General features: G+C 43.8%; 9 protein-coding genes. 1 reads left to right on the top strand and 8 read right to left on the bottom strand.

Annotation, left to right across the window (positions count from 1 at the left end; translation table 11 throughout):
* Positions 1-6: 6 nt before the first annotated feature.
* From NSU14_RS07455 to NSU14_RS07435, 5 genes are all read right to left on the bottom strand, one after another.
* Positions 7-1,317, bottom strand: coding sequence for an S-layer homology domain-containing protein (locus tag NSU14_RS07455; RefSeq protein WP_336101493.1), 1,311 nt, complete (start codon positions 1,315-1,317; stop codon positions 7-9).
* A 355-nt stretch (positions 1,318-1,672) separates the two neighbouring features.
* Positions 1,673-2,086, bottom strand: a complete 414-nt coding sequence (locus NSU14_RS07450) for a hypothetical protein (protein WP_336101494.1) — start codon at positions 2,084-2,086, stop codon at positions 1,673-1,675.
* A gap of 29 nt (positions 2,087-2,115) precedes the next feature.
* The gene (locus NSU14_RS07445) at positions 2,116-3,882 is read right to left on the bottom strand and encodes an EndoU domain-containing protein (protein WP_340943889.1); all 1,767 of its coding nucleotides are present in this window, start codon (positions 3,880-3,882) and stop codon (positions 2,116-2,118) included.
* Between the two features lie 130 nt (positions 3,883-4,012).
* Positions 4,013-5,590: a response regulator transcription factor gene (locus tag NSU14_RS07440; RefSeq protein WP_340943885.1), complete on the bottom strand. Its 1,578-nt coding sequence runs from the start codon at positions 5,588-5,590 to the stop codon at positions 4,013-4,015.
* Positions 5,587-7,497, bottom strand: a complete 1,911-nt coding sequence (locus tag NSU14_RS07435; RefSeq protein ID WP_076244653.1) for a sensor histidine kinase — start codon at positions 7,495-7,497, stop codon at positions 5,587-5,589. Before NSU14_RS07435 ends, NSU14_RS07440 begins: the two co-directional genes overlap by 4 nt.
* A gap of 486 nt (positions 7,498-7,983) precedes the next feature.
* Between NSU14_RS07435 and NSU14_RS07430 the strand changes: the two genes are divergently transcribed.
* Positions 7,984-8,874 (top strand): hypothetical protein, encoded by an 891-nt coding sequence (locus NSU14_RS07430; protein ID WP_076244651.1) that lies wholly within the window; start codon positions 7,984-7,986, stop codon positions 8,872-8,874.
* Positions 8,875-9,257: 383 nt separating this feature from the next.
* Here NSU14_RS07430 and NSU14_RS35950 read toward each other — a convergent pair whose 3' ends face one another.
* The 3 genes from NSU14_RS35950 to NSU14_RS07420 all read right to left on the bottom strand — a co-directional run bounded on the left by NSU14_RS35950 (position 9,258) and on the right by NSU14_RS07420 (position 11,536).
* Positions 9,258-9,452 (bottom strand): DUF6199 family natural product biosynthesis protein, encoded by a 195-nt coding sequence (locus tag NSU14_RS35950; RefSeq protein ID WP_039306418.1) that lies wholly within the window; start codon positions 9,450-9,452, stop codon positions 9,258-9,260.
* Positions 9,453-9,609: 157 nt separating this feature from the next.
* Positions 9,610-10,188: a TetR/AcrR family transcriptional regulator gene (locus NSU14_RS07425; RefSeq protein WP_076244649.1), complete on the bottom strand. Its 579-nt coding sequence runs from the start codon at positions 10,186-10,188 to the stop codon at positions 9,610-9,612.
* Entirely contained in the window at positions 10,157-11,536 is a 1,380-nt protein-coding gene (locus tag NSU14_RS07420; protein ID WP_340948910.1) for an MFS transporter, read from the bottom strand. Before NSU14_RS07420 ends, NSU14_RS07425 begins: the two co-directional genes overlap by 32 nt.
* Positions 11,537-11,646 lie beyond the last annotated feature (110 nt).

Genomic DNA, 11,646 nt, shown 5'->3' with positions numbered 1-11,646 from the left:
ATCGCCTTAGTTCTTTTTGTGAATAATGGTACTTAAATTAAATAAGGTTGCATTACTAGATACTCTTTTAATGCCATCTTGTATATTTGTACCAAGAACAATATCAGCATAACCATGGTACCATTGTCCCTTTTGAAACTTCCCCAGAGCCTTGAGGTTATCAAACCCTTGGTGACTATTAAAACGAATATCATCAAAAATTTCATTGTATTCAGTATATTCCTTAATTCTAAAAGAAAATTCTGCCCGGATGAAATAACTGCCAATTCTTGAGTGAAATATCATTGAAGGCTCAACGACAAGTGAACCCTCCGTTACAATTTTATTCTTTTTAGCCCATACCACATAATCCATGACCTCTTCAAGTCCAACACTATTCCACTGATTCTTGTGACTATATAAGTCCGTAGCCCATTTCCCGTTGATTGTCCGGTAATCTACATTTAGAAGGAGCTTGTAATACGCCTCAGCATTATCCTTCCACTTTTCCATTTCCTTCTTATTCTGAATAAGAGTATCTGTTTTATATAATTCTGCTGGTGTGCTGATCTTAAATGCCGGCTCTGTTATCCCCTTGAAGGGAAGCTCCAACTCGTACATTTCATTCGGGTACTCTTCCAGTATGTATGGGAAATCCTTTGCATTTTTGGGAAGATTCGTTGTCCGGACCGCTCTTCCCCACGGATCTTTGGGAGCATTCATCGCTTCTTGCGCATTGGCCACAGCCAGAGTATCCACGGGCAGCGTCTCTCCTTGTAAGATATGGGAGATTCGCTCAATCACGGTCACCGTTTGGGCTCTTGTCGTTGTTCCTGTTACGTTCAGTGCTCCGTTTCCTGTTCCCGATAACACCCCGTTCGAGGTCGCCATATACATATATTCCGTATTATCCTTTGCCGTTTTCCCGATGACACGCACTGCAATTCTGGCTAACTCCTGTCTGCTTAGAGGCGCATTCCAATCATCTGAGCTGAAATCCCCGGTTACATAGTAGCCTGATTCAGTCGCTGTATTAACATAGGGAATATACCAAGGGGAGGTTGTACTCGTATCTGAGGCTTGTCCCAGGGAACGAACCAGCATAGCTATAAATTCGGAGCGGCTCACCGTTTTCTCCGGCTGAAATGTTCCTTCCGGATAGCCTGACACATAGCCCTTCTGCACCGCAGCCAGAATACTAGCCTCTGCCCAATGTCCTGTCGTATCCGTAAATGATGCAGCTGCAGGTGCCTCTGCTTGTACGGCGTTGCCTACACCCGCAAATATACTAACTGCCAGAACTGCAGTGGATAAATAAAATAAAGGTCTTTTTTTCATAATATCCGCTCCTCATTTCTATCTTATTGATAATTCACACTTCGCCCGCAAAGCAATATTTCATATGTAATTTATTACTTGATATATAAGTTGCCTTTTTATTATCGGCTTTATTTTCCATATCATTTAGAGTTATCCAAAGATGTAGGATTCCTCTTCTGTTCCCACACAAAAAACAGGTCAACCATGGTATTATCTGACCATAGTGGACCTGTTCATTGTAACGGAATAGCATTTTCAGGATTTGAAGTTAAACCATTTGATGTGTCTTTATACGGGTATTGTATGGACCAGTTGAGCCATTGGTTGAATGACGGGTTCATTCAGCATTGGCTAGTCCTCACAAATAATATCGTCAGCTTTGTATCTTTTCCAGAAAATCTTCAAATATTTTTTTTGTCGCTTCACCTGAATTGGGAATTAACTCATCAACCCTCTGTAGAATTGCAGGATTTTTTAAAATCATTTTTTTACCTTCAGTACTTGTAAAGCTTCTTAATGCATCAATACATATTTCGAATAACTCTTCATCATTACTAATCAGCAATTTCAACAACACATTCAATTCATCCATACTAGATTCATTATGCAAACAATATGCTAATTTTCTTTGCCACTCGATTGGCTTATTTAACGATTCACTTGACAATTCCTCCCAATCCCGTTGGGAGAATTTCACCAGCATCTCCTGCGCAATTGAAAACCCTTCATCATACCAATAATCATCTGAGAAATATCCTGAAAGATAGTCGTCAAATTCTCTAAACATTAAAAATCTCCTTTGGATCAGATTACAAGTTAAGGTGCTTTAAAACCACTTAGAAGTTGTGTAGCTCCCCCACCTGTTGGATAGCCCGATACAACATTGTCACCAATTTTAATTACTTCAACTTGAACACCATTAACAGTTCCTCTATGAAGTGTTGCACCATCCGAGGCACGAACTCCAATAGGTGCTGTATTACCAGTATCTTTTATACTATTAATAATTTGCGAATCACTCCATGATTCTGGGAATAAAGTGCTTGTTTTAATGTTAGATAAATTACCATCAGGAAATTGAGTAGTAAACTTAACTTTTCTTGTTCCATCTACATTAACTGTTATTTCTTGAACTGCATAATTAGGATTTGCATTGTTGATTTTAGGAGAATGACCACCTATCAATTCATTCTTCGTAGGAAGTTTTCTTTGTCCATCTAATATTTTCTTCTCCATTTCTGAACTAATTATAGAAGAACGAACTTCACCCGTTCCCTCAGATACCGGAACATTTAGCTTCTTCACCCTAGACGCAGATATTTCACCCGCACCGGGGTTCAGCGGAAGGCTTCTCTTTATCTTTACATTGCCGCGCATTCCTTCAATCCCTTGAAAACTGGCGACTACACTGCTAATGATTATACCATAGGCCTGCAGCTTCGATAATTTCGCACCGGTCCAGTAGTTGGTCCCGTCTTTTGCTGCCAGAATCTGCTCCTGCATGATATCAACGGGCACATTGTCCAGATTAGATTTGATTTCTCCATTCCTGACGGCTTCCTGATACGCTATGGATGCTTGCGCCGCCTCCTGGTCTGTTATGCCATTTTTACTGAGTACCCATGTGTTTCCTATAAGTGTTTTGCTGTACTCCTCAAAGTTATATTTCTTCGCTTCCGTATTGCTATCCAGCGCCAACTTACGTTCAGCCGCCTCAATCTGCAGCCGCTTCACTTCCAACTGGCTTCGCACATAGGCTCCAGCGGCACTCTTCTCCATCGCCATCCGCAGCAGCAGGAGATATTCTTCGTTATGTATGAGCGGTACACTCTCCGCCGTGATCGACGGATCATAATCACAGGCCTTGACAGCCGGCTGCTTGAAATAGCCGCTTAGATCCTTCCCTGCTTCATATTGGACCTTGCCTACTCCCAGCGAAGCCAGCTTCCGGCGTGCTTCTTCGGCCTGCACGTGGACGGCCTCCATCTGCGTCTTGTTCCCGAACGCTTCATAGACCTTGAAGGCCATCTGCGCCTTCGCGATCCCATCCCGCGCCGCGAAGATATCCTTCAGCTTGCTTAGGGCCGCAATACTCTCTACGGTCAAAAGCCCGGACGTTTGGATGATATTCCGCAGCTTCTGCACTGCCGGATCGTTATTCAGCTCATCCTTTCCCAGCAGGACGGTAACAGAAATGATCAGATACGCTACACTCTTCTGCACAATGGCAGGAATGGAAATCCGCCCGGCAGGACCTTGTGTCCCAAAGCTTCCGAATGCACCCGCGAGAAGACTAAACTGCTGCGTAAGCTTGTCGGCTTGCCGTTTATTCTCCTCTTGCAGTCCTGTGACCCCCTTCAGGGCTACCCGGATAATATCCTCCAATTTCTCTGCTTCTACGGTTAATTCATTGATCATGACCTGGGCCTTCACCAGGCGGTCTCCTAGGGGAATCCCGTCCCAGCCGCTGGACTGGCCCTTCAGCTGCAAATACAGCCGGTTAGTGTCCTGGCTTAAATGACCTATTCTGGTCTGCAGGCGCTGGACTTCATCTCCGTTAAAGATAAGCTTCCTGGAAGACAATATCATCCCTGCTTCCTTATCAATATATATCCATTATTGTTATGCAGATTCCTTATTTATCGGATTAATCTTCCATAAATTTAAGGGATAACCATTGAGATGAAAGAGTAAGAGATGGTAAACACTTCGGCTATTGATCTATTGACACAGACAGTACTTTTTGCTGATTACGGTATTCTACCGGACTTACACCTTCACTTTCTTTAAATACCCGGTTGAAGTTCTTCGTGTTCTCAAACCCCGAATTCTTGGCGATCTCGTAAATCATATCATCTGTGGTTTGGAGCAGCTGCTTGGCCTTACCGATCCGGTACTTCTTCAAGTAGGTTACAAAGTTCTCTCCCGTGTAATCCCGGAAGGCCTGGCTGAAATAAGAATAGTTATAGGACACTAGATTAGAAATAATGGTCATATTAATATTCTGCGCATAGTTCTCATGAATGTACTGGATCGCCTTCTTCATTTCTTTATTATCGATCTGCACGGATTTCAAGGTTTGGAGGTTGCCATCCAGCAGCAGGAATAAGCTCTCTACTTCACGGTAATAGTCTTGGAAACAGCTGAACTGATATAAATCGCTAACCTTGCTGTACTGTTGGAGTATTTCTGATGATTCTTCTTTACCATAAGATTGCTTGGTTTGATCAAATACAATTTCGTTCAAGGCTCTGCTGATTTCCTCAAGATACCCGATATTCTTCGGGCTAATATCCGCAGCGTCTAATATCTCATGCAGCAGGCCCAGCATCTCCTTCTCCCGCCCTGAACCCAGCATATTCGCAACCCTTTTGATTGTATCTGCCGGCACCTGATAGCCGTTATCCTTAAGGCAAACCTCTTCGAATGTTACGATACCGGGTGCGGGCAGCATGAAAGTATGCTTCAAAGAAACAACCGCCTCCTCATAAGCAGAGTACAGCTTCTCCATCCCATAATTCAGCCCGCTTACGGCGATGTTCAGGTGAGAATCTGCCTGCATCAGCAGTCCGGTTACTATCCGGGCAGCATGCATCCCTTCCGTCAGGATAACAGCCTGCGTATTCCGGCCAAAAAAACGTACAAAGCGAAAATGAAATGCAGGCTGAAGCTGTTCTATTAACGCATGGATCTGCGCCTTAAAGGTAACCGTCCCTAGTGCCTGCAAATCTCCGGCATATTTAATCATCACTGCATGAAAACCGTGATCCATCCAGTTCAGCTCCAGCTGGGTCAGCCGCTCTCTAACCTCTTCCGCCTCCGCTGATGGATAGCCCGCGTAGTAATTCAGCTGGCTCTCCATGTACTCCTCCCGCTGCTCAGAGGACGCGGACAGTGCATCTATCACTTCTTCTCTTCGTCCAAGCTCCTCTTCAGCGCGCTTAATTGCAGCAGCCAATTCCTCGCGGATCACCGGTTTGAGCAGATATTCCTTCACTTCATAGCGGATAGCCGCTTTGGCATAAGAGAAATCATCATAGCCGCTGACTATTACAATTACAGGCTTCAGATGGAAGTCTTGAATCGATTTTATTAATCCGATCCCATCCATCTCCGGCATACGAATATCTGTAATCAGAAGGTCTATATGCACAGCTTTCAGTATATCCAGCGCCTCAAAAGCATCGCAAGCCAAGTGAATGTCATATACATCTGTATATTCCCGCTCAATCATGGCCTGAAGCCCGCGGCGGATATTCTTTTCATCATCTACAATCAGGAGCTTTCTCATATAATCTGCGTTCCTCCTCTACCTGATGTTAATAAAGGCAATTTAACGGTCACTTGGGTATAGCTTCCCCGCTTGCTCTCTATCCGGAGTCCATGTTCATTACCGTACACCATCTGAATCCGCTGATTCACATTTCGCAGCCCGATGCCGCTGCCTTTATTCAGTTCCGTTGTTTCCGCCGTCTCCCGGGGCAATGCATTGAATTCCTCTTCACTCATAATCAGCTTACGATTCAGCTCCTGCAGCTTATCCCCGGCAATTCCGATACCGTTGTCAGTGACCTCAATATAGAAGAAATCCCCGTCTTCAAAAGCATGGATAGCCACAATCAGGCCGTCACTTCTCATCAGAGCGGAATAAACCCCGTGCTTCAAGGCATTCTCCACAATAGGCTGCAGCGACATCTTCAATATCTCGTGATCCCAAAATCTGTCCTCCACCTCAATCTCCAGTTTCAGCTTCTCATCATAACGGATGCTCATAATTGCTATGTAATGCTGAATATGCCCCATTTCATCTCTCAGCTGCACCCGGTCACCTGTCCATCGGAGATTGTAACGCATCATGCTGCCCAGGGAAGTGAGCGCATCCGATACCGTATATTGTCCCTCAACCTCTGCAAGCATCTTCAAATTTTCCAGGGTGTTGTATAAAAAATGGGCATCAATCTGATTGTGCAACGCCTGGAGCTCGGCTTCTTTCGTGGCTGCGCTGCGCTTCACCGCATCGGCGATCATTCCATTGATCGTATTCAGCATCTGCCGGAAATGGTGGGCCAGCTCTCCGATCTCATCGCCGCCTGTGACATCAATGTCTACGCCAAAGTCACCGCCGCGCACTTGTTTCATGGAGTCCCGCAGAATATTCAGTTTTTTCAATATGATGGACTGCATGAAGAAGGTTGTAATGGCCAGAAGCATCAGCAGGATTAGAATGACCACAATAACGGTGTTTCGGGTTCGATCTATCTTGGAATATGTAGTGTGTAAGGAAATCACATTGATAAGCTCTGCATTTATTTTATCGATATGTTCAACAAGGTATATGAAATCCTCCCCTTTGTGGGAGAGCAGCAATGATGACTTGCCTGCTTGCTTGTACTTAGCGACGGCCTGCTGAATATCAGCTTCATCCAATCCCGGTAGCGGGTCTGTGCTGTTGGCATGCAGATTGCCCTGCTGATCAAGTATGTAGAACCGGGAATCACGGTCACTGCTGTTGTTATAAGCCTTTTTGAAGAAATTCCCGATGGGCATATCGACTTTGACGATTCCAAGATGCTGGATAAGATTCTGGCTGTTCATTTGATTAACTCCCGCCATCAAGGAGACTATAGAGCTTGAGCTTGGGTTCACAGCATCGTTGCTGTCCTGTAATAGTGCATCTTCAGATTGAATCTCCCATAGATCGTTTCTGGTTTGATTCATCATTTTAGTATAAAATGGCTTGTCCTTAATCCTTTCTTCATGATAAATGATTGGCCAGAGCTCACTAATCCATGGATTGTTCACGAAAAAGTGAATATTTGCGATATCCGAATTATTGAACAACACGGTTTGTAAATAGGTGAAGGAGTATTCCTGAAACCGCTTGATATCGTTCAACCCGGGCTCCGATTCAACGGTTACATACTCCCTCAGCTGCCGATCCGAAACCAGTAATCCGATTGACTGCTCCATGACTCCGATTTTGCTCATAATCTCTTGTTTCTCATTATCGGTCTGGTAACGATTCTCCTTGATGATGTCTTGGATCGTATTCTGATAGAACCCGGTAAACAAATAGTTGGAAATCACAATAACCGGAACCAGAATAATCACGATATAAGCCCCAATCAGCTTGATTTGGATGGATAGATCCGCAAACCACCTCTTAAGCTGCTCTGCTGTGCTCCTAACCCTGGCCATCTCCCGCCCCTTTTCTTCAACAGCTTCCGTTCTCTCAATTATATTTCATCATGTTTGAATTCATAAGGCAGCAAATTTCAGTCAGGGTTGCAGAATTTTAGTTATATTCGTTTAATGCTGGCACCAATCACGGCTCTTTCCTTCCCCACCTGTAAAAAACGCAACGTTTCCTGCAGATTTAACGCCTAGCTGTTCATTAGGAGCAATTCCGCTAACATGTGCGGTGCTGTCATCCACTTATAACCTTTAACTGAGTAGCTTGATTGCCCCGAACAAAGCAAGATCTGCGTTATCTGATTGTCGCGCCAGCCGTAATCGTTTTATCATAGTTGTATTTCATTTCTTCGCCCAGATATTCTTCAGACTCTGAAATTTTGTTAAAATATACTAATTAATCATTGCTATATATTGGAATATATGATTCAATATATAAGTAAAATGAATTATTTTCCATTAATATATTTTAAGAAATTAGGAGGAGTTTTCATGAGGTTAAAATCATTTGTTTCTGGCGTTTTAATGGTAACGATTTTATCTTTTGGTCCAAACGCATCTGCTGCTTCAGAACAATCAGTTTATGAAGGGGTTGCCTACAGTAAAGTTGATTTAAGTGAGGTTGGAAGCTTATCTAAGATTGCACTCATCCAAGAGAAAGAAAAGTTATCTGTAAGCTTCGAGCTAAACGGTAAAGAATACGATATTGATGCTGTAAGCTTCGGGAAGGATGAAAATGGAAGGAAATATGCTACAACTGAAACTGCAGATGGTGTTTCTTTTAACCTTCTCGAATCTAATGGTTCTGTTACAGGTGTAATTTCAAATACAAAAATATCACCAATTAATCAAACAGTTGAAGAAAGTTTTGGTTTTGTTATTTCTAAAAGTGTGAGCCAAGCGGAACTGGAACAAACAATACAACAAGCACAAATCGAAAACAGCGAAATTCTAGAATCATCCGTACAGAGTATTCATACATTGCCAGCAAAGAAGTCTTTTAGCGACTCTCGTCTTCTAGCGAGTGATCTTCATGTTTTAGCAAGCGGGACTAGCATTCCTTTCTTACTATCTAGCGGAATGTCGGAAGGATGGGTTTTCTCTACACATACAACGCAACAATACTTTAGAGTGAGTAACCTACGTTATAATATCGCTTACAACTGGCCTTCTGATGGCGTTTCGTTATGGTATGACTATATGAACAGTACTCAAGCATATCATTCACCAGCATGGCCTGCAGCCGGTCAAACGAGCGTTAGTGGACAATGGGATATTGATGCGACCAAAGGTAAATTTGTAGCTCAAACTTCCGTGACAGCCCTTGTAAAAAATGTACCATTGGGCTATACGGTATATGATACAGTTGATGTTGGTAACTAATCACTCTTAGAAAATTCCAAATTAACCCCCTTTGTATTAGGTCAACTAGAAATTACTAGTGGGCCTTTTTTTATATCTGTTTTGAATAATTTCACTGAATGAGGTTCCAATCCACTGCGACGAGCGCCCTATTGGGAGATGACATGAGCGTTTAGGGGAGAACTTATCCTCGGACATAGTGTTTTATGGCAGAAGAAAAGAGTGAAGGAAATCCCGATAAAATAACCGTAATTCCTTGTTTCAAGAAATCACACCATCACGTGTACGGCTATAATTATAAGAGGGGGAATCTTCACTCTTTAATTGAATCCAATTACCTCCATTTTAGTGGAGGTTTAATAGCGTGTTTTTTAAGTATTCCTAATGGATACGATCGGCTTTCGTTAGAGAACTTTCGATAGCAACACAATACCAATTACAAGAAAGATAAACCCTCCCAATCGATAAAAAATCAAAGAGCCAGCACTTGGTTCAACCTCTCCTTCAAACCTCCACCAGTTTGACATATACCATGAACTTCGCGGGCTAATAAGAGCTACAATCCCCAACACTGTGAATACAACTATGAAAATCCACATTATACACCTCCATAATTATATATATATTCCCATATTTCCCTGGTTATTTATATTGTAACGTAAAAGAATTAATTTTGTATGTTTCTGTTTCATGTAACTGATCCTTTTCCATAATTCCCGCCGTTTGTTCCTTCAAGTGAACTGGTAAACCTCCTCCTTAAGGGGTTAACCCCCTGGTGAAGGTCTGTACACTCTCCTTAATGAATGCCTCAAGTGAGATTGTGCCAATATCCAGATTGTTGGCGAAAACCCCGTAATTCATCGAGATGAAGGAATAGGCCTGAATCTCCGGATTGACATCGGTCAGCTTCCCCTTGCCGGCCATCACCGTGAAATAATTCGTCAAAATACTTATAAATTGTCTGGGATGCTTCAATGTTCTTTCACTGAACCCCGGTAAATTATCCGCTTCCTTCACGCTGATCATAATCATCTTCCGGTTGCGGTTCATGATTTCATGGTAGGTCCGGCTGATCAGCAGCAAGTCTGTCTGCAAATCCCAGATCAGTTTCTCATCAAACAGCCTGGTCATTTCTTCAGCATAATGAAAACGGTCAAAGGCAGCTTCGAGCAGGTTCTGTTTACTTCCAAAGTGGCGGAACAATGTTTTCTCACTGAATCCGGCTGCGGCAGCTATTTCCTGGGTAGTTACCCCTTTATACCCCTTGCTTGCAATTAAATCGATTGCTGCGAGCAGCAATTTGTCACTGTTGCTTATACTGCTGTCTTCGCTCACTTAATCCACCTCCGCTTTGTATTTTAGCACTGCGCCCGAATTGAAGGAAGAAGAGCAAGACCATTACAGCAACCAATAACGCGAGCGCCAGGAAAATATTGCTGTATACGAAGGCAGTGCTATTGTGCGGGAACGGGTTCAGATGAATAGCAGTTGTGCCCATATCAAGGATCTTCCCGAAGACAGCGGCAGAGACCGCCCCGGCAATGAAATTAAACATGGACAAGAGGCCCATCCCAATTCCGATCTGCTCCTTCGGCAGCGTCCGTGAAACGGTGTTCGTCAAAGCAATCTGCATCAAAGATTGACCGAGCACACTGAAGATAAGAAAGACCGAGATAAAGACCGGTGACATCCCCACAACAGAAGACAAGCATAAGAAACCAAAGATAAGAATGCTGGCCGCTGTATATAGAAGAAAAGGATTGCCTTTCTCATCCGCCAGCTTGCCCCCTTTGCGTCCCATAAATGCAGTGACAAGAGCCGACGGCAGCATAATGATCCCCGTAACGGCTGGTGAGAGCTGGTTTACCTGGGATAACATTTGAGGTGTAGTGAACGGAGTCCCGAAGCCTATAGCCGCCGTTACAAAGTATATTGCTAAACCGAAGGTAAACGGTCTGTTGCGGAACACAGCAGGTTTGACGAACGGATCAGCAGCATAGCGGATACGCACCATGAACAGGATCAGCATAACAACCCCTGTCATTGCATACCCATTCCCTCCGTTGGTCAACGCAAGCAATAAGGCAGCAATCGTTCCTGCCAACAGAACTCCGCCGATGAAGTCGATTGTGCTATCTTTCCCTTTCTCATCATCCAGATATTTGCGGTACAACGGCAGTGTAAACAGCGACAATAGAGGAATCACAAACAGCACCTGCCAGTTCCAGGCAGTGGACACGAAGCCGGCAATAATCGGGCCTAGTGCTGCGCCAAGAGAAGTCCCGATTACGTTGGTGCCTAACATCCGGCCGCGCTTTTCCGGTGCAAAATAACGGATGGGAATGATCATGGCCAGCGCAGGAATGACCGATGCTCCAACAGCCTGCAGAATTCGGGCGGCGATCATCATCCAATACTCGGTAGCCAGTAGCCCCACTATGGAGCCGGCAGAAAGGAACAATAGACCGAATGTCAGCAGATTCTTCAAGCTGTATTTGTCCGTCAGTTTGCCGAAGGTCACTGTGCCAATGGCGTATACAATCAGATAACCGGTCACGATCCAGCTCACCTGCGATGGCGAAAGCTGAAACTGTCTGCTGATCACCGGAAGAACCACATTGAACATCGTTCCATTCATCACGGAGATGATCAGTGTGAAAACAAGAATACGCATTAATGGCATACCATGATTGGTCCGCATACTATCCTTTGATTGAACGTTATCGTCCATTACATTCATTCGCCTCGTTTCTACTTTCATTAATGACTGTCAGTGCTTACTGACATTTAAAT

This window comes from Paenibacillus sp. FSL R10-2771, from assembly GCF_038000205.1.
In the GTDB taxonomy this organism is placed as follows: domain Bacteria; phylum Bacillota; class Bacilli; order Paenibacillales; family Paenibacillaceae; genus Paenibacillus_AQ; species Paenibacillus_AQ phytohabitans.
Note: the sequence above shows the minus strand (reverse complement) of the source record. Positions and strands in the feature narration are given on the sequence as shown.